17 protein-coding genes, 1 other RNA gene and 1 pseudogene are annotated in these 24,297 nt (G+C 65.3%); 8 read left to right on the top strand and 11 right to left on the bottom strand.

Annotation, left to right across the window (positions count from 1 at the left end):
• The 5 genes and pseudogenes from ACYP5B_RS17130 to gyrA all read right to left on the bottom strand — a co-directional run.
• Positions 1-383, bottom strand: a pseudogene (locus tag ACYP5B_RS17130) (histidinol-phosphate transaminase); the annotation flags it as partial.
• A 93-nt stretch (positions 384-476) separates the two neighbouring features.
• Positions 477-1,616 (bottom strand): prephenate dehydratase, encoded by a 1,140-nt coding sequence (gene pheA / locus ACYP5B_RS17135; protein WP_043344480.1) that lies wholly within the window; start codon positions 1,614-1,616, stop codon positions 477-479.
• A 112-nt stretch (positions 1,617-1,728) separates the two neighbouring features.
• A complete protein-coding gene (serC, locus tag ACYP5B_RS17140; protein ID WP_459570484.1) occupies positions 1,729-2,889 on the bottom strand; it encodes a 3-phosphoserine/phosphohydroxythreonine transaminase in 1,161 nt (386 codons plus the stop codon).
• Positions 2,890-2,999: 110 nt separating this feature from the next.
• Positions 3,000-3,563, bottom strand: a complete 564-nt coding sequence (locus ACYP5B_RS17145; RefSeq protein ID WP_400092506.1) for a DUF2059 domain-containing protein — start codon at positions 3,561-3,563, stop codon at positions 3,000-3,002.
• A gap of 81 nt (positions 3,564-3,644) precedes the next feature.
• Positions 3,645-6,350, bottom strand: coding sequence for a DNA gyrase subunit A (gene gyrA / locus ACYP5B_RS17150; protein ID WP_459570485.1), 2,706 nt, complete (start codon positions 6,348-6,350; stop codon positions 3,645-3,647).
• A gap of 458 nt (positions 6,351-6,808) precedes the next feature.
• On the opposite strand from gyrA, the gene ompA reads away from it, so the two are divergent.
• From ompA to ACYP5B_RS17175, 5 genes are all read left to right on the top strand, one after another.
• Complete coding sequence (ompA, locus tag ACYP5B_RS17155; RefSeq protein ID WP_400092503.1) at positions 6,809-7,468, top strand: outer membrane protein OmpA; 660 nt, start codon at positions 6,809-6,811, stop codon at positions 7,466-7,468.
• Positions 7,469-7,579: 111 nt separating this feature from the next.
• Positions 7,580-8,329: a bifunctional 2-polyprenyl-6-hydroxyphenol methylase/3-demethylubiquinol 3-O-methyltransferase UbiG gene (gene ubiG, locus ACYP5B_RS17160; protein WP_400092502.1), complete on the top strand. Its 750-nt coding sequence runs from the start codon at positions 7,580-7,582 to the stop codon at positions 8,327-8,329.
• Between the two features lie 2 nt (positions 8,330-8,331).
• Positions 8,332-9,003: a phosphoglycolate phosphatase gene (gph, locus tag ACYP5B_RS17165; RefSeq protein WP_267605857.1), complete on the top strand. Its 672-nt coding sequence runs from the start codon at positions 8,332-8,334 to the stop codon at positions 9,001-9,003.
• 87 nt (positions 9,004-9,090) lie between these two features.
• Positions 9,091-9,449, top strand: a transfer-messenger RNA (tmRNA) gene (gene ssrA / locus ACYP5B_RS17170).
• Positions 9,450-9,892: 443 nt separating this feature from the next.
• On the top strand, positions 9,893-10,765 hold the full coding sequence (locus ACYP5B_RS17175) for a hypothetical protein (RefSeq protein ID WP_459570486.1): 873 nt from the start codon (positions 9,893-9,895) through the stop codon (positions 10,763-10,765).
• Between the two features lie 8 nt (positions 10,766-10,773).
• On the opposite strand, the gene ACYP5B_RS17180 is transcribed toward ACYP5B_RS17175, so the two are convergent.
• Positions 10,774-11,244 (bottom strand): cyanophycin metabolism-associated DUF1854 family protein, encoded by a 471-nt coding sequence (locus ACYP5B_RS17180; protein ID WP_318233410.1) that lies wholly within the window; start codon positions 11,242-11,244, stop codon positions 10,774-10,776.
• A gap of 14 nt (positions 11,245-11,258) precedes the next feature.
• Positions 11,259-13,547, bottom strand: a complete 2,289-nt coding sequence (locus ACYP5B_RS17185) for a cyanophycin metabolism-associated ABC transporter (RefSeq protein WP_318233411.1) — start codon at positions 13,545-13,547, stop codon at positions 11,259-11,261.
• 240 nt (positions 13,548-13,787) lie between these two features.
• On the opposite strand from ACYP5B_RS17185, the gene cphA (ACYP5B_RS17190) reads away from it, so the two are divergent.
• Entirely contained in the window at positions 13,788-16,424 is a 2,637-nt protein-coding gene (gene cphA / locus ACYP5B_RS17190; protein WP_400092497.1) for a cyanophycin synthetase, read from the top strand.
• Between the two features lie 20 nt (positions 16,425-16,444).
• Positions 16,445-19,015 (top strand): cyanophycin synthetase, encoded by a 2,571-nt coding sequence (cphA, locus tag ACYP5B_RS17195; RefSeq protein WP_459570487.1) that lies wholly within the window; start codon positions 16,445-16,447, stop codon positions 19,013-19,015.
• A gap of 209 nt (positions 19,016-19,224) precedes the next feature.
• Here the strand turns inward: cphA (ACYP5B_RS17195) and ACYP5B_RS17200 are convergent, their stop codons facing one another.
• The 4 genes from ACYP5B_RS17200 to ACYP5B_RS17215 form a co-directional block, all read right to left on the bottom strand.
• Entirely contained in the window at positions 19,225-19,884 is a 660-nt protein-coding gene (locus tag ACYP5B_RS17200) for an amino acid ABC transporter permease (protein ID WP_318233414.1), read from the bottom strand.
• 29 nt (positions 19,885-19,913) lie between these two features.
• On the bottom strand, positions 19,914-20,711 hold the full coding sequence (locus ACYP5B_RS17205) for a transporter substrate-binding domain-containing protein (protein WP_267605837.1): 798 nt from the start codon (positions 20,709-20,711) through the stop codon (positions 19,914-19,916).
• A gap of 190 nt (positions 20,712-20,901) precedes the next feature.
• Entirely contained in the window at positions 20,902-21,822 is a 921-nt protein-coding gene (locus ACYP5B_RS17210) for a glutamate/aspartate ABC transporter substrate-binding protein (protein ID WP_400092493.1), read from the bottom strand.
• 104 nt (positions 21,823-21,926) lie between these two features.
• Positions 21,927-23,189 (bottom strand): D-amino acid dehydrogenase, encoded by a 1,263-nt coding sequence (locus ACYP5B_RS17215; protein ID WP_400092492.1) that lies wholly within the window; start codon positions 23,187-23,189, stop codon positions 21,927-21,929.
• Positions 23,190-23,316: 127 nt separating this feature from the next.
• On the opposite strand from ACYP5B_RS17215, the gene ACYP5B_RS17220 reads away from it, so the two are divergent.
• The gene (locus ACYP5B_RS17220; RefSeq protein ID WP_459570488.1) at positions 23,317-24,270 is read left to right on the top strand and encodes a LysR family transcriptional regulator; all 954 of its coding nucleotides are present in this window, start codon (positions 23,317-23,319) and stop codon (positions 24,268-24,270) included.
• Positions 24,271-24,297 lie beyond the last annotated feature (27 nt).

Here is a 24,297-nt window from a genome sequence, read left to right on the forward strand (position 1 = left end):
AGCGCATACACCGCGAAGGAATGCTCGGCATAGACGATCGACTCGCCCGGCTTGACCAGCGCATGCGCCGCGATCTCCAGGATGTCGTTGCTGCCGTTGCCCAGCGTGAGCCAGTCGGCCGGCACGTCGAAGCGGGCCGACAGCGCGCCCTTCAAGGCGAAGCCGTTGGCGTCCGGGTAACGGCCCAGGTCGGCCATGGCGGCAGCGATGGCGGTCCGGGCCGATTCGGGCATGCCGAGCGGATTCTCGTTCGAGGCCAGCTTGACGATGGTGGACTCGTCCAGGCCAAACTCGCGCGCGACTTCGGAAATCGGCTTGCCCGCCACGTACGGGGAAATCGCCCGCACATACTCGGGACCGAACTGCTTGCCCTGCTCTGCCATGTTCATTCCTTCTCTGAAACGTTGTTCGCGGATCCGGCCGCCGCCTGGCAGCCGCACCTTTGTCAGCGGCTCCGCCGCCTGGTTGCCGCCTCGTTACCGGCTGGACGGATAGGAGCCTAGCACCTTGAAGTAAGCCGCGTTGCGGCGCAGCTCTTCCAGCGCGCGCGCCACCGAAGCATCATGCTGGTGGCCTTCCACGTCGACGTAGAAGTAGTACTCCCACGCACCGCTGCGCGCCGGGCGCGACTCGAACCGGCACATCGACACGCCGTTGTCGGCCAGCGGCGCAAGCAACTGGTAGACCGCGCCGGCCTTGTTGGGCACCGAGAGGATCATCGAGGTCTGGTCGCTGCCGGAGGGTTCGGTCTCGTAGCGGCCGATCACCGCGAAGCGCGTGCGGTTATGCGGATCGTCCTGGATATGCGTGCGCACCAGATGCAGGTGGTAGCGATTGGCCGCCGACTCGCCGGCGATGGCCGCCACGGTGGGATCCTCGCTGGCCATGCGCGCCGCTTCCGCATTGCTCGACACCGCCTGGCGCTCCAGGTGCGGGTAGTTGGCCGTGAGCCAGTGCTGGCACTGCGCCAGCGCCTGCGCGTGGGCGCGCACCACGGTCACGCCCTTCATGTCGGGGGACGATGCCATCAGGTTGTGGTGCACCTTCAGCGCGATCTCGCCGCTGATCTTCAGCGAGGTCTGCAGGAACAGGTCCAGCGTGCGCGAGACCGCGCCCTCGGTGGAGTTTTCCACCGGCACCACGCCGTATTCGACAGTACCGGCTTCCACCGCACGGAACACCTCGTCGATGCTCGGGCACGGCACGCCGCTGACCTCGTGGCCGAAGTGCGCATACAGCGCCTGCTCGGAGAACGTGCCGGCCGGGCCAAGGAAGGCCACCTCGAGCGGCTTTTCCAGACCGCGGCAGGCCGACATCACTTCACGCCAGATCGCCGCCACGCTGTCGTCGAGCAGCGGACCGGGGTTGGCGCCCTGGACCTTGCGAATCACCTGCAGCTCGCGCTCGGGACGGAACACCGGCGCGCCGTACTTTTTCTTGACCTCGCCCACGTCGAGGGCGAGTTGCGCGCGGCGGTTCAGCATCGCCAGCAGCTCGCGGTCGAGCGTGTCGATCTGCTCGCGCAGCGGCGTCAGCTCGACGCCCAGCGCTTTCTCGGCCGCGCCATTGTCCTGCTGCGCCTCCCCCTGCGCGCCTTGCTTGTCTTGATTTGTCATTGTATGAATCCGCTACGCCACGTCATTGCGCAGTGGCAATGGAAATGGCCCTGGAAAAAACCGAATCGGCACTGCAGCGGCAGCGCCACGCGATGCCGCTGCAAACGAAGGATCAGGCCGCGGTCCGCTCGAATTCGCGCATGTACTCGATCAGGGCGGCAACGCCCTCGATCGGCATAGCGTTGTAGAGGCTGGCGCGCATGCCGCCGACCGACTTATGGCCCTTCAACTGCACCAGGCCATTCGCGCGCGCGCCTGCCAGGAAGGCGTCGTTGCGGGATTCGTCGGCCAGGAAGAACGGCACGTTCATGCGCGAGCGGCTGCCCGGATCGATCTCGTTGCGGTAGAACGCGCTCTGGTCGAGGAACTCGTACAGTGCATGCGACTTGGCGATATTGCGTTGCTCGATCGCGCCCACGCCGCCCTGCGCCTTGAGCCACTTGAAGACCAGCCCGGCGATATAGATGGAATAGGTCGGCGGCGTGTTGTACATCGAGTCGTGCTCGGCCACCAGGCGCCAGTTGAACGCTGACGGGCAGAGCGGATGCGCATGGCCCAGCAGGTCGTCGCGCACGATCACGATGGTCAGGCCGGCCGGCCCGATGTTCTTTTGCGCGCCGCCGTAGGCCACCTGCACACGCGACCAGTCGACCGGGCGCGACAGGATGTGGCTGGAGACGTCGGCCACCACGACCGGCCCGCCATCGCGGTGCTGGCCAATGTCGGGCACGTCCTGGAACTCCACGCCAACGATGGTCTCGTTGGTGCACAGGTGCACGTAGTCGGCATCGTCCGACAGCTTCCAGTCAGCCACATCCGGGATGCGGACGAACTTTTGCGCGCTGCTGGTGGCAGCGATATTCACCTCGCCGTAGCGGCGCGCTTCCTGCTCGGACTTGACCGACCAGGTGCCGGTGACGACGAAATCCGCCTTGGGGCGATCGGCGTTCACGCGCCGCATCAGGTTCAGCGGCACGATGCCGTTCTCGCCGATGGCGCCACCCTGCAGGAACAGGATGCGGAAATTCTTCGGCACCTGCAGCAGCTCGCGCAGGTTAGCCAGCGCCTCGGCCTGGATGCTCTCGAACTCGCGGCTGCGGTGGCTCATTTCCATCACCGAGACGCCGGATCCGTGCCACGACAGCATCTCGTCGGCTGCCTGCAGCAGCACTTCGGTCGGCAGGGCTGCCGGACCGGGCGAGAAGTTATAGACACGCTCGGCCACGGCGCGCTGCATCATGGCGGCAAGTGCTGGATTCTGGGGTTCGTTCATGGATCGGGATGGAAATGAAAAATGGCTGCCGGTATTACCCAAGCAGCCATTATCCATCAAACCCGCGCCAGATTGGGGAGGCGAGGACAGCGCCCCGCCCGCCCAGCGGATTACTTCGCCGCGGCGGCGATTTCCTTTTCGGCGGCGTCGCGCATCGACTTGCCGACTTGCGGGCCGTACTTTTGCATCATCGAACCCCAGATTTCCTGGGTCGCCTTGCCCTGGTTAGCCATGAACTTCTGGCCGGTCGGCGACTTCAGGAACGTGGTCAGGTCCTTGATTTCCTGGGCGCTGTAGTACTTGCCGAAGGCGTCGAAGTGGGCCTTCATGGCATCGCTCTTGAAGCCGTCGGTGGTGAATGCCGTGCCGGCGCCATCGACCATGCGCTGCACCGCGCCGTTCTTCTTGAGCTTCTCGACAGCAGCCTGCTTTTGCTTGTCGTTGAGCGTCTTGTTCTCGACCAGTACCTGCTCCAGGACCATGGGCGCTTCCTGCTTGGCGCCTTGCTGCCAGTTCTCGGCCTGGCCCTTGACGGCCTGGTCGGCTTGCATCACGGTCAGGAGTTCCTTGATGGCAGCGGTCTTGTCGGCGTCCTGGGCATGCGCCGCGTTGGCCAGCATCATGGCCGGTACGAAGGCAGCCAGAACAGCGATACGTCGATAGGTTTTGAGCATTGTGACTCCCTTGTAAATATGTCCGTTTTAGTCCCGCAGCCGGCAATCGAGTTCCGTCTATCGGGTCAGTGTTGCAACAACTTACGAATTTGATCCTGTATCAGGCGTGCCGGCGCCAGTGCCGTCCTGCGCACCTGCCTGCTCACCGTCGGCAGCCGGAGCCGCCGCGTCCGCCCCTTCTTCGAGTTCGTCGCCCGCCACACCGTTGTCGGCATCGCTTTCGACGATTCGCTGCAGGCCGGACAGCTTGGTGCCCTCGTCCACATTGATCAGGGTCACGCCTTGCGTGGCGCGCCCCATCTCGCGGATTTCAGACACACGTGTACGGATCAGCACGCCGCCGGTCGTGATCAGCATGATCTCGTCTTCCGGCGACACCAGCGCGGCAGCCACTACCCGGCCGTTGCGCTCGCTCGTCTGGATCGCAATCATGCCCTTGGTGCCACGGCCGTGTCGAGTGTACTCGGCGATCGGAGTGCGCTTGCCGTAACCATTTTCGGTGGCGGTCAGCACGCTGCCCACCGCAACGGCTTGCTCGCTGGTCTCGGCCGGGGCCACCAGCATGGCGATCACGGTCTGGCTTTCTTCCAGGTTCATGCCGCGCACGCCGCGGGCCTGGCGGCCCATCGGACGCACGTCGTTTTCGTCGAAGCGCACGGCTTTGCCGGAATCCGAGAACAGCATCACGTCGTGCTGGCCGTCGGTAACCGCAGCCCCGATCAGGTAGTCGCCCTCGTCGAGATCGACCGCGATGATGCCGGCCTTGCGCGGGTTCGAGAACTCGGTCAGCGCCGTCTTCTTGACGGTGCCGCGCGCGGTGCCCATGAAGATGAAATGCTCGGCGTCGAACTGGCGCACCGGCAGGATGACGTTGATCTTCTCGCCATCGGACAGCGGGAACATGTTGACGATTGGCCTGCCGCGCGAGTTGCGCGACCCCTGCGGCACCTCGTACACCTTCAGCCAGTACAGCCGGCCGCGGTTCGAGAAGCACAGGATGTAGTCGTGCGTGTTGGCGACGAAGAGCGTGTCGATCCAGTCGTCTTCCTTGGTGGTGGTCGCCAGCTTGCCGCGGCCGCCACGCTTTTGCGCGCGGTACTCGGAAATCGGCTGGCTCTTCATATAGCCACTGTGCGACAGGGTCACCACCATGTCCTGCGGCGTGATCAGGTCCTCGGTATCGAGCTCGGTCGCGTTGAGCTCGATGTGGGAGCGGCGCAGGTCGCCGAACTCGGCGCGGATGGCAGTCAGCTCGTCGGTGATGATGGTGCTGATGCGTTCCGGGCGCGACAGAATGTCGAGCAGGTCGGAGATGACCGCCATGACATCGCGGTATTCCTGGACGATCTTGTCCTGCTCCAGGCCCGTGAGGCGCTGCAGGCGCATCTGCAGGATTTCCTGGGCTTGCGAGTCGGACAGGCGGTACAGCCCGTCGGCTTGCATGCCGAAGATGGCCGGCAGGCCGTCCGGGCGGTAGGAGGCGCGGCCGCCGGCGGTGTCGCCTTCGGCGCGTGCCAGCATCTCGCGCACCAGGCTGGAATCCCAGGCCTTGGCCATCAGCCCTTGCTTGGCGATGGGGGGCGTGGGCGCCGCCTTGATGATGGCGATGAACTCATCGATGTTGGCGAGAGCAACCGCCAGGCCTTCCAGCACGTGGCCGCGCTCGCGCGCCTTGCGCAGCTCGAACACGGTACGGCGGGTGACGACTTCGCGCCGGTGCGACAGGAAGCAATCCAGCATCTGGCGCAGGTTCAGCAGGCGCGGCTGGCCGTCGACCAGCGCCACCATGTTCATGCCGAAGGTGTCCTGCAGCTGGGTGTGCTTATAGAGGTTGTTAAGCACCACCTCCGGCACTTCGTTGCGCTTGAGCTCGATCACCACGCGCATGCCGGATTTGTCGGACTCGTCGCGGATATCGGAGATGCCCTCGACCTTCTTGTCCGTCACCAGCTCGGCGATCCGTTCGAGCAGGGTGCGCTTGTTGACCTGGTAGGGCAGCTCGTCGACGATGATCGCCTGGCGTTGGCCACGGTCGATATCCTCGAAGTGCGTCTTGGCGCGCATGACGACGCGGCCGCGGCCGGTGCGATAGCCTTCGCGCACGCCCTGGATGCCATAGATAATGCCGGCGGTCGGGAAGTCCGGCGCCGGAATCAGCTCGATCAGCTCGTCAATCGTCGCTTGCGGATTACGCAGCAGATGCAGGCAGGCATCGACCACTTCGTTAAGGTTATGCGGCGGGATATTGGTGGCCATACCCACCGCGATACCCGACGAACCATTAATCAGCAGATTCGGGATGCGTGCCGGCAGAATCAGCGGCTCATGTTCGGAGCCGTCATAATTCGGCCCAAAATCGACAGTTTCCTTATCGATATCGAGCAGCATCTCGTGGGCAATCTTGGACAGGCGGATTTCGGTATAACGCATGGCTGCCGCGTTATCCCCGTCCACCGACCCGAAGTTACCCTGGCCATCGACCAGCATGTAGCGCAGCGAGAAATTCTGCGCCATCCGCACGATCGTATCGTATACAGCAGTGTCGCCGTGGGGGTGATACTTACCAATCACGTCCCCTACGATACGGGCCGATTTCTTGTACGGCCGGTTCCAGTCGTTGTTAAGCTCATGCATCGCATAGAGCACACGCCGGTGTACCGGCTTCAAGCCATCCCGTACATCGGGAAGCGCGCGCCCGACGATCACGCTCATGGCGTAATCGAGATAGGAACGGCGCATTTCCTCTTCGAGGGAGACCGGAAGGGTTTCTTTGGCGAATTGATCCATTGCGGCGTGGGTTATCCGGCGAATTTAAACAGAAGGCACCCAGGTGAATCGCCATTCGCCAAAGCGGCGTCTGACAGGTGGGCAACGTGACATTCTAACATGCGCGGCTGCCCTCTCCCGCAGCCGCGGCGGCCCCCTTGGCAGGGGCTCCGGCAGGGCCGGGAAAGGGCGCGCAAGGCCGTGTCGAAAATCCTGCAAGCACGGCCCGACAAGGGTTTGCGGGCATCGCAAGAGCCATGTTGCACAAACACCACAGGCCTAAAACCCATTGGTGGAATCGAATATATTTACTTCTTAGGAAACGACCCTTGTGGCACAATTCCCCAGCGAAGAGCCAGACATTGTTCGAAGTGGAGCATACACCGCATCGAGAATGTTATACTCCGAAGAATGTATGACTTGTTTCCGTCCATTTGCTCGCAGTAACCCTGCGGTGATCTCATCCTGAGAGGAGAAATATGAAAAAATTTGCCAAGCTCGCGCTCGTTGCAGCTACCGCAGTAATGGCTGCATCCGCTCAAGCCCAGTCCGTCCCCTACGAAAAGAAGGCTGTGAACGATAACTGGGGCAACGGTACGAGCGAGTACGTGTGGAAGAACGGCACGAACGAGCTCTGCTGGCGCGACAGCTCGTGGACCCCGGCCACGGCCAACGCCCTGTGCGACGGCGCCCTGGCTCCGGCGGTCGCTCCGGTTGCCCCCCCGGTGGCACCGGTTGCTCCTCCGGTTGTTTCCAGCGAAAAGGTCACTTTCGCTGCTGACACCCTGTTCGATTTCGACAAGGCTGTGCTGAAGCCGGAAGGCAAGGCCAAGCTGGACGACCTGACCTCCAAGCTGTCGGGCATCACCCTGGAAGTGATTATCGCAGTTGGCCACACCGACTCCTTCGGTTCGGACAAGTACAACGATCGCCTGTCGATCCGTCGTGCTGAAGCCGTCAAGGCCTATCTGGTCAGCAAGGGCGTGGAAGCCAACCGTGTCTACACGGAAGGCAAGGGCAAGCGTCAGCTGAAGGTTGACCCGAAGTCGTGCAAGGGCAATCGCAAGGCGCAAATCTCCTGCCAGCAGCCGAATCGTCGCGTGGAAGTCGAAGTGGTCGGCACCCGCAGCGCACGTTAATCGGAACCTTTCCGCCGAAAAAAAGCCCAGCGCAAGCTGGGCTTTTTTTTTGATACAGTCGCTGCATATCCTCCGCCTTCACGCCGCCGCCCTGGTGGCGCGCCAAACTCCATGACGCAGATATCCTCCCCGCTCCATCCGACCGTTGAAACCACCTTGATCGGCAAGAACGCCGACGCGCGCGAAATCGACAAGTTCAGCGAGCTGGCCCATCGCTGGTGGGACCCGGAAAGCGAGTTCAAGCCGCTGCACGAGCTCAATCCCCTGCGGCTCGGCTGGATCGACGGCATCGCCAGCCTCAAGGGCAAGGACGTGGTCGACATCGGCTGCGGTGGCGGCATCCTGGCCGAGAGCATGGCGCGCACCGGCGCCACGGTGCGTGGCATCGACCTGTCCACCAAGGCACTGAAGGTGGCCGACCTGCATAGCCTGGAATCAGGCGTGTCCGTCACCTACGAGGAAATCGCCGCCGAAGCCCTGGCGGCTCGCATGCCCGCCAGCGTCGATGTGGTGACCTGCATGGAGATGCTCGAGCACGTACCGGACCCGCAATCGATCGTGCGTGCCTGCGCTACGCTGGTGCGCCCTGGCGGATACGTGTTCTGCTCCACCATCAACCGCAACCTCAAGGCCTACCTGCTGGCCGTGGTCGGCGCCGAATACGTGCTCAAGATGCTGCCGCGCGGCACGCATGACTACGACAAGTTCATCACGCCATCCGAACTCGCTCGCTACGCCCGCAACACGGGGCTCGAGCTGGTCGAGATGCGCGGCATGACCTACAACCCGCTGACCCAGGTCTACTCGCTGGGCCGGGACACCGATGTGAACTATATGATGGCATTTCGCCGGCCGGCCTGAACATGCACACCTACGACGCAGTCTTCTTCGATCTCGACGGCACCCTCGCCGACACCGCCCCTGACCTGGCCGCGGCGGCCAACCGGCTCGTCACCGAGCACGGCCGGCCGCCCGTCGACTACGAGAAACTCCGCCCGGTCGCCTCGCACGGCGCGCGCGGCCTGATCGGCGCCGCCTTCGGCAAGAGTCCGGCCGATCCTGAGTTCCCCGCGCTGCGCGATACCTTCCTCGATTACTACGAGGCCGACATCGCTGTGCATACGCGCCTGTTCGACGGCATGGCCGAGGTGCTGGACGCGCTGGAAACCGCCGGCATCCGCTGGGGCATCGTCACCAACAAGATCACGCGCTTCACCGCGCCGCTGGTCGCCGCCATCGGGCTGGCGCCGCGCGCCTCGGCCGTGGTCAGCGGCGACACCACGGCGCACGCCAAGCCCCACCCCGCGCCGCTGCTGCATGCCGCCGAAGTCAGCGGCGTGGCGCCCGGGCGCTGCGTGTATGTTGGCGATGACGTACGCGACATCCAGGCCGGCAAGGCCGCCGGCATGATCACGATCACCGCTGCCTACGGCTACTGTGGCGATGGCGAGCCGCCCGAGGCATGGGGCGCCGACTATCTGGTGCGCCATCCCAGCGAGTTGATCGCGCTGCTGGCACCTGTCGGGCATCCCTGACGATGGAGGCGGCCTGCAGTCATTGACACCTGGAGCCGCCAACGGAGTACAATCTACCTTCTTGACACTGTTCACACAGTTCACGCAGGGGCCGACCTGGTTTCGACGTGGGTTACAAAGCAGTGGAGGGCATACCGAGGACCCGTCACCTCGTTAATCAATGGGAATGCAATAACTGCTAACGACGAACGTTACGCACTGGCCGCTTAATTGCGGCCGTCCTCGCACTGGCTCGCTGGCGGGCTAGAGTCGCAAGACTACGCGAGGTCATTAACGCCAGATAAGCCCTGAGTATGTCACGGACCTAGGGACGAAAATTTAGTGACTCGCCGTTGTAGAGCGTGTCCGTCCGCGATGCACCGGTTAAATCAAATGACAGGACTAAGTATGTAGAACTCTCTGTGGAGGGCTTGCGGACGCGGGTTCGATTCCCGCCGGCTCCACCAATATTCAGTTCCGGTTATTTCCGGGACTACCAAAAACCCCGAGGATTCCCATCCTCGGGGTTTTCTTTTTTTCCGGCTTAAATAATGAGGGCGGCGCATGCCTCCCTCACTACCCCCAGAAAAATTGCAGGAAAACGGGGCAATATCGGCCAAATTAAGAGTTGTCTGATTCACATAGCGCCCTCACGCCTGCATCATCCCCACTGGCTGCCGCTGCAGAGGCGGTCTTCCCGACGCGGACCTTTGAGGCCCGCGTCCGTTGCCCTCCAGCGCCCGCTCACTCTTGTGCGGGCGTCTTTTTTTGCGCACTCGGGCATGTGTCGCCTGGCCGTGAGGCGCAAGGTCATCAGCAATTTGTAATCATCTGTTACAGTCGACATTTTTTTGGCAACCGAAAAGCGGCGCTAGAGGCGCCCATGCGCACAGGAACGGGCAAAGTACAAATGAAAAGACGCATTGGGGCTGCAAGCATTGCGCTGGCCCTCGCAGGCTGTGGCGGATCGGGCGACAACGGTGGTGGACTGGCAATCGTGCGCACCCCTCCCGCCAGCACGTCCACGACACCTGTCACGCCCGCTGATCCAACGACGCCGGTGATCCCGGCGGCGCCTGACACCATCGCGCTCGGCTCCGGCTTCTACATCGGCACCTCCGCCGCCAACGAACGGTTCAACATCCTGGTGCTGGACGAGAACGTCTATTACGCGTTCTACGCCATGGCGGGCATGCCGGACGTATCGACCGGGGTGCTGACCGGCAATTACAGCTCTGGGAGTGGCGCGCTGACCACGAACAACAACGGGCTGGATTTCAACCAGGAGGCGGCGGGCTACAGCCTGACCGCGGCGAACCTGATGGCGGCCTATGTGCCAGGCAAGTCGATCCAGGCGCAGGTCACCTACCGCAACGGGAGGAACTCGGTCGTCAACGCCACCTACAGCACCGATTACAACTTCATCGCGACCACCGACGGCTTGAAGGGGACTTATTACGGCACGTCGAATGTCATCGACACCAGCGGGATCACCGCGGGCGGCGTACGGCTGGTCATCGACGCCAACGGCAGCTTCACGCTCGATGGCAGCGGCTCAGGCTGCAGCTTTACCGGGACCGCCACGCCGCGGCGCCAAGGCAAGGTCTACAACGTCACCCTGCAGTTGAGCGGCCCGACCTGCCGCTACGCGAACACGCCGATGACCGGCGTCGCCTACTACGACCCCACCACCACGCATAGCTTGCCTACGCCCGGCCAGCTCTATCTGTTCGCGATGCGCCCCGACCGCCAGGTCGGGGTGATCTTTACTGGCAAGCTCTGAGGTGCAACTCAGAGAAAGCGGTCGAGGATCTTGCGGCTGCCCTTGTCCAGGCTGGTCAGGTTGCGCACCAGGTAGTGGATGCCGTGGCTGTCGGAGATCAGCAGCGTGGAGCCCGCGAGGCGGCGGATGTCCTCCTCGCCACGCAGCACCAGCGAGGTGAGGCCACGATCCGTCTCCACCTCCCAGGTGCTGGGGGTGGCGTAGGTGGACACCGAACGGATGCGGTGGATCTCCGGCATGAACTCACGGCTGGCCAGCTCGGCCTCGATCATCTCGCGCACGGGGGCGGGCAAGGTATCCAGGCGGGGCAGCCAGGCCAGTTCGCGGCCATCGGTGCTGACCAGGCCGACGCCATCGTCGGGCGCGGCGATGGGAAACGCGCGAACGGGAACGACGCCATCATGCGCAACGCCATCCGCCGTGGTCATCACCAGGCGGCCAAGGGCATTGCGGGAGAGCTTGAAATCGACTTGCTGCATGTGAGCTCCCATCCTTATTGCACGTTGAGCGCATCGGCGGAGGCGAGATCCGCGTCGGCGTCGACATTGCGGGCCTGCGCCTGGTAAAGCTTGTAATAGGCGCCTTCGCGCGCCAGCAACTCATCGTGGTTGCCGACTTCCACGATCTGCCCACGGTCCATCACCACCAGGCGGTCCGCCTTGCGCAGCGTGGACAAGCGGTGGGCGATGGCGATGGTGGTGCGGCCCTGCACCAGGTTATCCAGCGCCTTCTGGATTTCCTTCTCCGTGGTCGTATCCACTGACGAGGTGGCCTCGTCCATGATCAGGATGCGCGGGTTGATCAGCAGCGCGCGGGCGATGGAGATGCGCTGGCGCTCGCCGCCGGACAGCGCTTGCCCGCGCTCGCCCACCAGCGAGTCGTAGCCGTGCGGCAGGCGCAGGATGAATTCATGCGCATGGGCAGCCCGCGCCGCAGAGATGATTTCTTCGCGCGTGGCGCCCGGCTTGCCGTAGGCGATGTTCTCGGCAATCGTGCCAAAGAACAGGAACGGCTCCTGCAGCACCAGCCCGATATGGCTGCGGAACTCCGATACCGGCAGCGAGCGGATATCGACGCCATCCAGCCGGATCGCGCCTTCGGAGACATCGTAGAAGCGGCAGATCAGGTTGACCAGCGTGCTCTTGCCCGACCCGCTGTGTCCCACCAGGCCAATCATCTCGCCCGGCGCGATCGATAGGTTAAGCCCGCGGATCACGGCACGGTTGCCATAGCGAAAGCCCAGGTCGCGCAGCTCGATGGCGCCCTCGACGCGCTCCAGGTGCACCGGCCGCGTGGGCTCCGGCACGCTGGACACGTGATCGAGGATATCGAAGATGCGCTTGGCGCCGGCGGCGGCCTTCTGCGTGACCGAGACGATCCGGCTCATCGAGTCCAGGCGCGTGTAGAAGCGGCTGATATAGGTGAGGAAGGCCACCAGCACGCCGACCGTGATCGCGTTGTGCGAGACCTGCCAGATGCCGAAGATCCACACCACCAGCAAGCCGATCTCGGTCAGCAGCGTGACGGTCGGGGTGAACAGCGACCACACCGCATTGACCCGGTCGTTGATCGCCAGGTTGTGCCGGTTGGCCTCGCGAAAGCGCTCCACCTCGCGCTTTTCCTGCGCGAACGCCTTGACCACGCGGATGCCCGGGATGGTGTCGGCAAGCACGTTGGTGATCTCCGACCAGATCCGGTCGATCTTCTCGAAGCCGTGGCGCAGCCGGTCGCGCACCAGGTGGATCATCCACGCGATGAACGGCAGCGGCACCAGGGTGACCAGCGCCAGCCACGGATTGATGGAAATCAGGATGGCCGCCGTCATCACGATCATCAGCACGTCGGTGGCGAAATCCAGCAGATGTAGCGACAGAAACACGCAGATGCGATCGCTTTCCGAGCCGATGCGGGCCATCAGGTCGCCCGTGCGCTTGCCGCCGAAGTACTCCAGCGACAGCCGCAGCAGGTGCTCATAGGTGGTGGTGCGCAGGTCCGCGCCGATCCGCTCGGACACCCGCGCCAGCAGATAGGTACGCGCCCAGCCAAGGCTCCACGCCACCAGCGCCGCGCCCAGCAGGCCGGCCAGGTACAGCTTGACCCGGCTGTAGTCGATGGGCAGGCCGTTCTGGTAAGGAATCAGCACGTTGTCCATCAACGGCATGGTCAGGTACGGCGGCACCAGCGTAGCGGCTGTGGACAGCAGCGTCAGCAGGAAGCCGGCCAGCAACTGGAAGCGGTACGGCCTGGCGAAGCGCCACAGGCGCAACAGCGCCCAGGTCGAGGGCGGGGTTTCCAGGTCACGGCTGCATTGCGGACATTGATCGTCGTCCGGGGGCAGCGGCGCCTTGCAGGTCGGGCAGACCGCCTCGGCATCGATATCCGGCAGCCCCGCCCGGCCCGAGGCCGACAGGTCGCGCTGCGCATGGAACTGGTCGATCAGGCGCAACGCGGCCGGGTTGTGGCCGAGCGTGTAGCGCCAGCTGGCCAGCAAACGTCCACTGTCCTGCAACTCCAGCGTGCCGACCCCCGCGTGATCGGCGTGATGCAGCGATAATCCGGGCTGGATCACCCATTCCTGCCAGTCTTTTTGCCCAGGCATGCGCGCCAGCAAGCGACGATCCGTCACAAGTACCCAGCCTTGGGTAAAATGCAGCTTTGCGTCAAGGTCGACTTCGAGCCAGGCAAGGACGGCTTCGCCAGGTTGCAGGCGGGTGCCGAGTTCGTTACGCCACGGCTCGTTCTGGGCGTCGCTGTCAATCACGGGCAAGGAAGGTTGGGTCATCGTTGGTACGGCATGCTGCGTCCTTGGGCTATGGACATAACTTGAAACAATTTAGTGCGGGCGCGCCCTGGCGGCCCGCCGATTTGCCCGCAGTATACATAAGGCCAAACACACGGGCGCCCATGATGCACTGCACAATCGCTTTTTAATCAAGAAAGTCAACCGGCTGACCGTTGTAACGTTACTGAAAGGTTAGGCTTCTATTTCTCGGGCACTCGCCCACTGCCTCAAGCTAAATCAATGAAAAAGAAGGACATTGAGATTTTCGATGTCATGTCGCTGCGCGGCCCGAATATGTGGACATATCGGCCTGTGCTGGAGGCGTGGGTCGATATCGGGGAACTGGAGGATTTTCCCTCCAACACGATTCCGGGGTTCTACGAGCGTCTGTCGGCATGGTTGCCCTCGCTGGTCGAGCATCGCTGCAGTATTGGCGAGCGCGGCGGCTTCCTGCAGCGGCTCAAGGAAGGCACGTGGCCTGGCCACATCCTGGAACACGTCACGCTTGAGCTGCAGAACCTCGCCGGCATGCCCGGCGGCTTCGGCAAGGCACGCGAGACCCCGATCCGGGGTGTCTACAAGGTGATCGTGCGGGCCTGGCACGAGGACGTCACGCGCGCCGCTCTGTTCGCCGCCCGCGACCTGGTGATGGCGGCCATCGAGGACCGTCCCTACGACGTCCAGGAGACGGTGGACCACCTGCGCCGCATGGTGGACGAGCATTGCCTGGGCCCGAGCACCGCCTGCATCGTCGACGCTGCCGACGACCGCGACATCCCGGCTCTGCGCCTGTCCGAGGGCAACTTGGTGCAACTCGGCTATGGCAGCCGCCAGCGCCGCATCTGGACCGCCGAGACCGACCGCACCGCCGCCATCGCCGAGAGCATCTCGCGCGACAAGGACCTGACCAAGAGCCTGCTGGAATCCTGCGGCGTGCCCGTGCCCGAAGGCCGGCTGGTGGAAAGTGCCGCCGACGCCTGGGACGCCGCCGAGGACATCGGCCTGCCGGTGGTGGTCAAGCCCTATGACGGCAACCACGGCCGCGGCGTATTCACCAACCTGACCACGCGCGAAGAAGTCGAGACCGCCTATGGCGTGGCCATCGACGAAGGCAGCGGCGTCATCGTCGAGCGCTTCGTACTGGGCAACGAACACCGCCTGCTGGTGGTGGGCGGCCGCCTGGTGGCCGCCGCCATGGGCGAGACGGCCAGCGTCACCGGCGACGGCAAGTCGACCATCGACGAGCTGATCGAGTCGCAGATCAATTCCGACCCGCGCCGCGGCAGTACCGAAGACCACCCGCTCAACAAGGTGCGGCTGGATTCGGCCGCGCGCCTGGAACTCAAGCGCCAAGGCTTTGACGCGCTTTCCGTGCCGCCCGAGGGCAAGCATGTGCTGATCCAGCGCAATGGCAACGTGGCCTTCGACGTCACCGACCGCGTGCACCCGAGCGTGGCCGCGCATGCCTCGCTGGCTGCGCGCGTGGTGGGCCTGGACATTGCCGGGGTCGACCTGGTGGCCCAGGACATCTCGCGCCCGCTCGCCGAGCAGCGCGGCGCCATCGTCGAGGTCAATGCCGGCCCTGGCCTGCTGATGCACCTGAAGCCCTCCAACGGCGAAGCCCGCCCGGTGGGCCGCGCCGTGGTGGATCACCTGTTCCCGGCTGGCGAAGGCGACGACAACGGCCGCATCCCGGTCGTCGGCATCACCGGCACCAATGGCAAGACCGTGGTGGCCAAGCTGGTGGCGCGCCTGCTGCAACTCTCCGGCAAGCACACCGGCCTGGCGTGCAGCGACGGCCTTTACCTCGACCGCCGCCAGGTCCAGGGCGGCGACCGCGCCAACTGGGACGCGGCCCGCCGCATCCTGATGAACCGCGCGGTGGATGCCGCCGTGCTCGAGAACGACAGCGGCGCCATCCTGTCCGAAGGCCTCGCCTACGACCGTTGCCAGGTCGGCGTGGTGACCAATATCGATGTGCCTGACCACCTCGGCCAGTATTACGTCGAGGAAGTCGAGAAGATGTACAACGTGCTGCGCACGCAAGTCGACGTGGTGCTGGACGGCGGTGTGGCGGTGCTCAACGCGCGCGACCCGCTGGTGGTCGAGATGGCGGAGCTGTGCGATGGCGACGTGATCTTCTTCGGCCTGACGGCCGACCTGCCCGCCATTGCCGCGCATCGCGCGGCGGGGCGCCGCGCGGTCTACGTGCGCGACGGCAAGGTGGTGCTCGCCACCGGCAGCCGCGAGGTGCCGCTGACCGACGTGGCCGCGATCCCCCTCACCTATGCGGGCCGCGTGGCCTTCCAGGTCGAGAACGTGCTGGCGGCGGTGGCCACCGGCTGGGCGCTGGGCATCTCCAACGACCTGATCCGCGCTGGCGTGGTGACTTTCGATGTGGGCCAGGTGGATGTGCCCGGACGCTTCACGCTGTTCGAGCGCAACGGCGCCATCGTGGTGATCGATGACGCCCACAATGCGCCTGCGCTGGAAGCGCTGGTGGCATCGCTGGAACGCTTCCCGAGCGAGCGCCGCGTGGTGGTGTACGGCGCCGGCGCGCCGCGCCGCGACGAAGACATGGTCAAGCAAGGCAAGGTGCTGGGCGCTGCGTTCGACCGCGTCTTCCTGTGCGAGGACACCTCGGTCAAGCGCACGCTGCCGGACACCGAGGCACGCGCGCTGCTCAAGCAGGGCCTGTACGAAGGCCGCCGCGTGACCAAGATCATCGATGAGGGCTCGCGCCGCCAGGCGATCGAGGCCGCACTCGCGCAAGTAGTGGCCGGCGACCTGCTGGTCCTGCAATGCGATGAGGCGACGACCCTGCCGACGGTCGACCTGGTGCACCAGTGGATGGGCCAACCGGGCCGCCGCGCCTGATCCGGAAGGAAACTGATTTCATGGAAGTCTCACGTATCCGGGCCCTGCGCGGCCCTAACCTGTGGTGCCGCCACACCGCCATCGAAGCCATCGTTTCGTGCTCCGACGAGGCGCATACGCTGGCTCAGCTGCCCGGTTTTGAAGAGCGCCTGCGCGCGCGCTTTCCCGAGGTTGGCCCGCTGCGGCCCGATGACAACGAAGGCGTGGTGTCGCTGGCGCACGCGCTGGAATGCGCGGCCATGCGCCTGCAGGCGGAGGCCGGCTGCCCGGTCAGCTTCAGCCGCACCGCGCCCACCGTCGAACCCGGCACCTACCAGGTGGTGGTGCAGTACAGCGAGGAAGAAGTCGGCCGGCTGGCGCTGGAGCTTGCCGCCACGCTGTGCCGCGCCGCGCGCGACGACATGCCGTTCGACCTGGCCGATGCGCTGCATCGCCTGCGCGAGCTCGATGAAGACGTGCGCCTGGGGCCGAGCACCGGCTCCATCGTCTACGCGGGCGTGGCACGCGGCATTCCGTATCGCCGCCTGACGCAAGGCAGCATGGTGCAGTTCGGCTGGGGCAGCAAGCAACGCCGCATCCAGGCCGCCGAGACCGACATGACCAGTGCGGTCTCGGAATCGATCGCGCAAGACAAGGAACTCACCAAGAAGCTGCTGCACGCCGCCGGCGTGCCGGTGCCGATGGGCCGCTCCGTCTCGGACCCCGACGAAGCCTGGGCCGTCGCGCAGGAGATCGATGCGCCGGTGGTGGTCAAGCCGCGCGATGGCAACCAGGGCAAGGGCGTGGCGGTACGCATCCGCACTCGCGAGGAAGTCATCGCCGCCTATGAAGTGGCCGCCGAGATCAGCTCCGACGTGATCGTCGAGCGCTATATTCCCGGCCACGATTTCCGTCTGCTGGTGGTGGGCAACCACCTGGTCGCCGCGGCACGCCGCGATCCGCCCCAGGTCACCGGCGATGGCAAGCACACCGTGCGCCAACTGGTCGAGGAAGTGAACCGCGACCCGCGCCGCGGCGAGGGACACGCCACCTCGCTGACCAAGATCCGCTTTGACGATATCGCGCTGGCCACGCTGGCCAAGCAGCATCTCACCGCGGATGCGGTGCCGCCCAAGGGCACCCGCGTGGTGCTGCGCAATAACGCCAACCTGTCCACCGGCGGCAGCGCAACAGACGTCACCGACGATGTGCACCCCGACATGGCCGCCCGCGCCGTGGCGGCCGCGCGCATGGTCGGCCTGGACATCTGCGGCGTCGACGCGGTCTGCGAGACCGTGCTCAAGCCGTTCGAGGAACAGGCCGGCGGCATCGTCGAAGTCAATGCCGCGCCGGGCCTGCGCATGCACCTGCAGCCCTCCTACGGCAAGGGCCGTGCGGTGGGCGAGGCCATCATCTCCACGATGTTCGCCGACGGCGACGATGGCCGCATCCCCGTGGTGGCGGTCTCCGGCACCAACGGCAAGACCACCACGGTCCGCCTGATTGCCCACCTGCTCGCCGGCAGCGGCCTGCGCATCGGCATGACCGGCACCGACGGTGTCTACGTCAAGGGCGAGCGCATCGATACCGGCGACTGCAGCGGCCCGCGCAGCGCCCGCAATGTACTGATGCATCCCGACGTGGACGCAGCCGTGTTCGAGACCGCGCGCGGCGGCCTGCTGCGCGAGGGCCTGGCCTTCGATCGCTGCGACGTGGCCGTGGTCACCAACGTGGGCGAAGGCGACCACCTCGGGCTGTCCTACATCAGCACCGTGGAAGACCTGGCCGTGCTGAAGAGCGTCATCGTGCAGAACGTGGCACCGCACGGCATGGCCGTGCTCAATGCCGCGGACCCCATGGTGGTGCGCATGGCCGACGCCTGCCCCGGCGCCGTGACCTTCTTCGCGGCCGACCTCAACAACCCCGTGATGGCCACGCACTGCGCGCAGGGCAAGCGCGTGGTGTACGTCGAGGATGGCCATATCGTGGCCGCCGAAGGCGAGAACCAGGTGCGCATCGCGCTGTCGAGCATTCCGCTGACGCGCGGCGGCTCGATCGGGTTCCAGGTCGAGAACGCCATGTCCGCCACCGCGGCGGCATGGGCGCTCGGCATCGACTGGGAAGTGATCCGCCGCAGCCTGGCGACCTTTGTCAACGACGCGGCCACCGCCCCCGGACGCTTCAACGTGTTCGACCACAAGGGCGCGACGCTGATCGCCGACTACGGCCACAACCCGGATGCGATCCAGGCGCTGTGCAACGCCATCGAAGGCATGCCGGCCAAGCGCCGCTCGGTGGTGATCAGCGGTGCGGGCGACCGCCGCGACGTCGATATCCGCCGTCAGACCGAAATCCTCGGTGGCGTGTTCGACGAAGTGATCCTGTACCAGGACCAGTGCCAGCGCGGACGCGAGGACGGCGAAGTGCTGGCCCTGCTGCGCGCAGGCCTGGAGGGCGCGACGCGCGCCAGCGCAGTGGAGGAGATCCGCGGGGAATTCCTCGCCATCGACACCGCACTGTCGCACCTGCAACCGGGCGACCTTTGCCTGATCCTGGTGGATCAGGTGGAGGATGCGCTCGCGCATATCGAGCAGCGGATCGCGCAGGGTTGAGCGCGGCGCAGTGAAGCAGCAACGCAAGAAAGCCAGCCACACCGGCTGGCTTTCTTCTTTCTGCGTGGTGCCGATATGCGTTGGTTTGCACCCCTCTGTCATTTGTGGGAGAGCAAGCCGGGGGAGAGGGAGAGACAGCCGTCGTCATGGCGCGCGGCTTTGGCCTGTTCGGCGGCTTCGTTTGGCGCTGCGATAGGGCCTGGTGCGGCCTAGTGCCGCCCCGGCAACGACAAGCGCCGCTCCAGCTCCCGCTGCACCTGCGCCAGCGCCGTGCTGAGCATCCAGTAGATCGCGGCCACCGCGACATAGAGCGGCAGCGGCTGGTAGGTCGCGGCAATCACCTCCTGCGCCGTGCGCAGCAACTCGGTCACGGTGATCACCGATACCAGCGAGGTGTCCTTGATCAGGCTGATCAGGCTGTTCGACAGGCTCGGCACCGCCAGCCGCAGCGCCTGCGGGCCCACCACATAGCGCAGGGTCTGGCCTTGCGTCAGTCCCAGGCTATAGGCGGCCAGCCACTGCCCGCGCGGGATGCCGAGGATGGCGCCGCGCATGCTCTCGGAGAGATAGGCGCCCACGTTCAGGCTCAGCGTCAACACGCCCGCCGGCGTGGGTTCCATGGCGATGCCGATGCCCGGCAAGCCGTAATACACCACGAAGATCTGCACCAGCAGCGGCGTGCCGCGCATGATGCTCACATAGACCCGCGCGATGGCCTCCAGCACGCGCCGGTGGCTGATGCCCATGAGCGCCACCGCGGTGCCGATCACCAGTCCGAAGACCATCGACAGCAGCGCGAACTTGATGGTGAGCAGCATGCCCTGCAGCAGCACGGGCAGCGACTCGACGACAAGCTGGAGAGCGGACATGGGAAGCCCTGGCGGGAACGCGCCCGCGCTTACTTGGCGGGCTTGGTCACGTCACCGCCAAACCACTTCACCGACAGCTTGCCGAGGCTGCCGTCCTTGCGCATCTCGTCCAGGGCCCGGTCGATGGCCTGTGCGAACTTCGGGTTGTCCTTGCGGAAGGGAATCGCCACCTCCGAGTTGCCGCCTTCGACGATCGCGCCGGGCCGCAGTGGCAGGTTGGACATCTTGATCAGGTAACTGATCATCAGGCGGTCGTTGAGCGCGGCATCCACGCGCTGGGCTGCCAGGTCGCGCAGGTATTCGGGCGCGCCCGGATAGGTCTTGACGTCGATGCCGGGCACCGACTTGGCCAGCTCGTTGTAGTTGCTGCCCAGGCTCACGCCCAGCTTCTTGCCTTTCAGGTCCTCGAGGGACTTGAACTGCCGGTTGTCATCCTTGCGCTGGATCAGTTGCGCCGCCGAATACACGTAAGGCGTGGAGAAATCCAGCACCTGCTTGCGCTGCGGCGTCACCGCGACCTGGTTGACGATCACGTCGAACTTGCCAGCCTGCAGCCCGGCAATGATGCCGCTCCATTCGGTGGTGACAAACTCCGGCTTGACGCCCAGCTTGGCCGCCACGCCCTTCGCCACATCCACATCGAAGCCTTCCAGCTGGTTGTTGCTGCCGCGGTAGTTGAACGGCGGATAGGTACCTTCCAGCCCGATCTTGAGCGCGCCGGCCTGCTTTACGGTATCGAGCAGGTCCGCGGCCTGCGCGGCAGCGCCGGCCGCCAGCAGCGAAACGGCGAACAGGGCGTTGAGACAGCCAGTACGAAGCGATCGCATATGTTCTCCAGTCAGCACAGCCGACGCGGACGGCGTCCGCATCGGTCCGGCAAGCGTTGGCCCGGCGTTGGCCCGGCGTTGGCCCGGCGTTGGCCCGGCAAGAGCGCAGGCCGGCTTTTAGCCTAGCGCAATTTCCTGTCGAACAGCAATAACGATTCGCCCTGCCCTGCCGGGCCCTGCGCCGCCCTGCTTACTGGAACGCCTTGTCGTTCGGGTGGGCGTAAAGATCCTTCATGTCGGCTGACAGCGGATAGTTCAGGTTGATGTTGCGCGGCGGGATCGGCGACTGGAACCACTTCTTGTACAACTGCTCGGCACGGCCGCTGGTCATCAGGTCGGCGATCACGCCGTCGGCCAGCGCCTTGAAGGACGGATCGTCCTTGCGGAACATGCAGGCGTAGTTCTCGGTCTGCAGCGGCGTGCCCACCACGGTCCAGTCATTGGCGCTCTTGGCCTTGGTCAGCTCGCCGTAGAGCAGCGGCTCGTCCATGACAAAGGCCACCGCGCGGCCCGTCTCCAGGATCAGGAAGGACTGCCCGTGGTCCTTGGCGCTGATCAGGTTCATGTTCATGGCCTTTTCGCCATTCATCTTGACCAGCAGGCGCTCGTCCGTGGTGCCTGCGGTGGTCACCACGTTGCGGTCCTTGAGATCGGGGAAGTCCTTCACGCCCGAATCCTTCTTGGTCAGCATGCGCAGCCCGTAGACAAACAGGCTGTTGGAAAACGCTACCTGCTTCTGCCGCTCCAGGTTGTTGGTGGTGGTGCCGCACTCGATGTCGATGGTGCCGTTCTGCATCAGCGAAATGCGATTCTGCGAGGTGATGGGCACCAGCTTGACCTCGAGCTTGGCCAACTGCAGTTGCGCCTTCACCTTGTCGACGATCTGCAGCAGGATCTCGTGCGAGTAGCCCATCACATCGCGTCCGTTGGTATAGGAGAACGGGATGGAGGACTCGCGATAGCCCAGCGAGATCACGCCGGTGTCCTTGATCTTGCGCAGCGTATCGCCGTCTGCAGCATTGGCGTTGTGAACGACGCCGGCGGCGCCAGCCAGCATGGCAACCGCCAGCAGGCAACGGGAGATTCGGTTGGAACGGACGTGCGATTTCATATCGTTTTCTCCTTGGATGGGAATGGCTCGAAGTCCTGCTTGGTCGTGAAGCGGCATTTCTCAGCGGTAGTGCAAACGTAAAAACTGCCCCGGAACGCTGCCCATCAAGCCAGCGCCGCGGCAAAATCCCTTTCATCGATGGCCGGCTTGCGCCCGGCCAGGCCATCGGCCAGCAAGCCCGCGCTGCCCATGGCCAGCGTGAAGCCAAGCGCGCCGTGGCCGATATTGAGCCACAGGCCGCGCAGGCTCGTGGGCCCCACCATCGGCAGGCCGGTCGGCGTGGCCGGGCGCAGGCCCGCCCAGGGCTGCAACTGCTCCGGCTCCATGCCCGGCGCCATGTCGCCAAACAGCGCGCGGGTCTCAAAGGCCAGCGTGGCGATGCGGGCACGGTCGATGACGGTGTCCCCGCGCACCAGGTCGGCCATGCCCGCCACACGCAGGGTGTTGCCGATGCGGGCATAGACGATCTTGCGCGCGAAGTCCGTGATGCTGATGTGCGGCGCACGCTCGCCATCGCGGATCGGCACCGTGATGCTGTAGCCCTTGAGCGGCCACAGCGGCGCCCGCAGCCCCAGCGGCTTGAGCAGCGCCACGCTGCCGATGCCGCCTGCCACCACCACCGCGTCCGCCCGCTCGATGCCGGCATCGGTGCGCACGCCGGTCACGCGCTCGCCTGCGCGCTCGATACCCAGCACGCCGGTGCCGAAACGCAGCGCCACGCCGGGACGGTCTTGCAGCAACTGTGCCAGCGCCAGGCAGAAGCGATGGCAATCGGCCACTTCCTCGCTCGGCGTGTGAATGGCCCCGGCAATCTCGCCGCGGATGCCGGCCAGCGCCGGCTCCAGCGCCACGCAGGCATCGCTGTCCAGCGCCTGCTGCTCGCAGCCCAGGCTGGCCTGGTAATCGAGCAGGCGGCACGCGGCGTCGAAGCTGGCCGCATCGCGGTGCACAATCAGCTTGCCGCGCCGGGCAAAGCCGAACTCCACCGGCTGGCTGTCGACGAAAGCCTGCATCAGGTCGCGCGAGTAGAAGGCCAGGCGCAGCAGCTTGCGCGTGGTGGCCTCGCTGGCGGAGGCATTGCAAGCCCGTGCAAACGCGACCAGCCAGCGCCACTGCGCCGGGTCCGCCGATGGCCGGAAGCGCATCGGCGAATCGGCGCGCAGCAGCCACCCGGGCACCTTGGCCAGCACGCCCGGCCCGGCGAGCGGCGCCACATAGCTATAGCTGAGCTGCCCGCCGTTGGCGAAGCTGGTTTCCTCGCCCGGGCCATCGCGCCGCTCCAGCACGGTCACCTCGTGCCCGTCGCCTGCCAGCCGCCACGCCGCGCTCATCCCGATCACGCCCGCCCCTACGATCACAACCTTCATCACCCGCCTCTTTGATCCGATCCACAGAGGGTAGTCCACGAGAGCCCGGCTTGCCCAATGCCAATACGTGCAAGAATATGTCTTTAGGCTATGGATGCCGCTATTCCGGGGCGCCCTCCCTTGCCACATGCGATTGCGTCAGATCGAAATCTTCCGGGCAGTGATGCTGACCGGCACCGTCAGCGAGGCCGCGCGGCTGCTGCACGTCTCCCAGCCGGTCGTCACCCGCGTGCTGCAGCATGCCGAGGCCACGCTCGGCTTCCGTTTGTTCGACCGGGTAAAAGGCAGGCTGCAGGCCACGCCCGAGGCCAACGCGCTGTATGGCGATGTCGAGCGGCTATATGGCGAGATCGAGCGGGTGCGCCGCGTTTCCGAAAGCCTGCGCCACAAAGGCGCCGGCCGCCTGCGCGTGGCGGCCACGCCCAGCCTGGCCAATCCGCTGCTGGTGCCAGCCGTACGCCGCTTTTGCGCGCGCCATCCCGACACCCAGGTGCAGGTACTGACCCACCACACCGGCGAGATCGTGCAAGGCTTGCTGGCCAACCAGATCGACCTGGGCTTCGCCTTCTCGCCACCGCGCCACGAAGCCATCATCAGCGAACCGGTAGCTGGCGGCCAGATGCTGCTGGCGGTGCCGCGCGGCGAGCCGCTGGCGGCCCGCGGCCGGCGGGCCGACGTGCCAATGCACCGGCTGGTGGAGCGCCCCTTCATCGCCTACGACGACAACAGCTCGCTCGGGCTGCTGGTGCGCCAGACCCTGGCGCGCAATGCGCTCGAGCCGCGCTCGACGCTGGAAGTCCAGACCTATTCGCTGGCGCTGGCCCTGGTCGATGCCGGCCTGGGCCTCACCTTGCTAGACCAGTACACCGCGCTGGGCGCAAACCCGGAGCGTGTGTCGCTGCATGAGGTCAAGCCCGCGTTGCCTTTCGAGATCCAGCTGCTGCGCGCCAGCCACCGCGGCAGCTCCAGCCTGGCCGACGATATGCGCGAGCAGTTTGCCGCCGCCGCAATAGCGCTGGCTGCTGCGCTGCCGCAGCGGCTGGAGGCGCCGGCGGTCAGCTTCGAGCATGCCCCTAAATGAAGCGGGCTGCCCTGCCCCGGCCCTTTG

Source organism: Cupriavidus sp. 8B (assembly GCF_054589115.1).

Excerpts from the sequence above, each read along its gene's own strand:
- pheA (WP_043344480.1), bottom strand. The coding sequence starts at position 1,616 with ATGACAAATCAAGACAAGCAAGGCGCGCAGGGGGAGGCGCAGCAGGAC.
- serC (WP_459570484.1), bottom strand. The coding sequence starts at position 2,889 with ATGAACGAACCCCAGAATCCAGCACTTGCCGCCATGATGCAGCGCGCC.
- ACYP5B_RS17145 (WP_400092506.1), bottom strand. The coding sequence starts at position 3,563 with ATGCTCAAAACCTATCGACGTATCGCTGTTCTGGCTGCCTTCGTACCG.
- gyrA (WP_459570485.1), bottom strand. The coding sequence starts at position 6,350 with ATGGATCAATTCGCCAAAGAAACCCTTCCGGTCTCCCTCGAAGAGGAA.
- ompA (WP_400092503.1), top strand. The coding sequence starts at position 6,809 with ATGAAAAAATTTGCCAAGCTCGCGCTCGTTGCAGCTACCGCAGTAATG.
- ubiG (WP_400092502.1), top strand. The coding sequence starts at position 7,580 with ATGACGCAGATATCCTCCCCGCTCCATCCGACCGTTGAAACCACCTTG.
- gph (WP_267605857.1), top strand. The coding sequence starts at position 8,332 with ATGCACACCTACGACGCAGTCTTCTTCGATCTCGACGGCACCCTCGCC.
- ACYP5B_RS17175 (WP_459570486.1), top strand. The coding sequence starts at position 9,893 with ATGAAAAGACGCATTGGGGCTGCAAGCATTGCGCTGGCCCTCGCAGGC.
- ACYP5B_RS17180 (WP_318233410.1), bottom strand. The coding sequence starts at position 11,244 with ATGCAGCAAGTCGATTTCAAGCTCTCCCGCAATGCCCTTGGCCGCCTG.
- ACYP5B_RS17185 (WP_318233411.1), bottom strand. The coding sequence starts at position 13,547 with ATGACCCAACCTTCCTTGCCCGTGATTGACAGCGACGCCCAGAACGAG.
- cphA (WP_400092497.1), top strand. The coding sequence starts at position 13,788 with ATGAAAAAGAAGGACATTGAGATTTTCGATGTCATGTCGCTGCGCGGC.
- cphA (WP_459570487.1), top strand. The coding sequence starts at position 16,445 with ATGGAAGTCTCACGTATCCGGGCCCTGCGCGGCCCTAACCTGTGGTGC.
- ACYP5B_RS17200 (WP_318233414.1), bottom strand. The coding sequence starts at position 19,884 with ATGTCCGCTCTCCAGCTTGTCGTCGAGTCGCTGCCCGTGCTGCTGCAG.
- ACYP5B_RS17205 (WP_267605837.1), bottom strand. The coding sequence starts at position 20,711 with ATGCGATCGCTTCGTACTGGCTGTCTCAACGCCCTGTTCGCCGTTTCG.
- ACYP5B_RS17210 (WP_400092493.1), bottom strand. The coding sequence starts at position 21,822 with ATGAAATCGCACGTCCGTTCCAACCGAATCTCCCGTTGCCTGCTGGCG.
- ACYP5B_RS17215 (WP_400092492.1), bottom strand. The coding sequence starts at position 23,189 with ATGAAGGTTGTGATCGTAGGGGCGGGCGTGATCGGGATGAGCGCGGCG.
- ACYP5B_RS17220 (WP_459570488.1), top strand. The coding sequence starts at position 23,317 with ATGCGATTGCGTCAGATCGAAATCTTCCGGGCAGTGATGCTGACCGGC.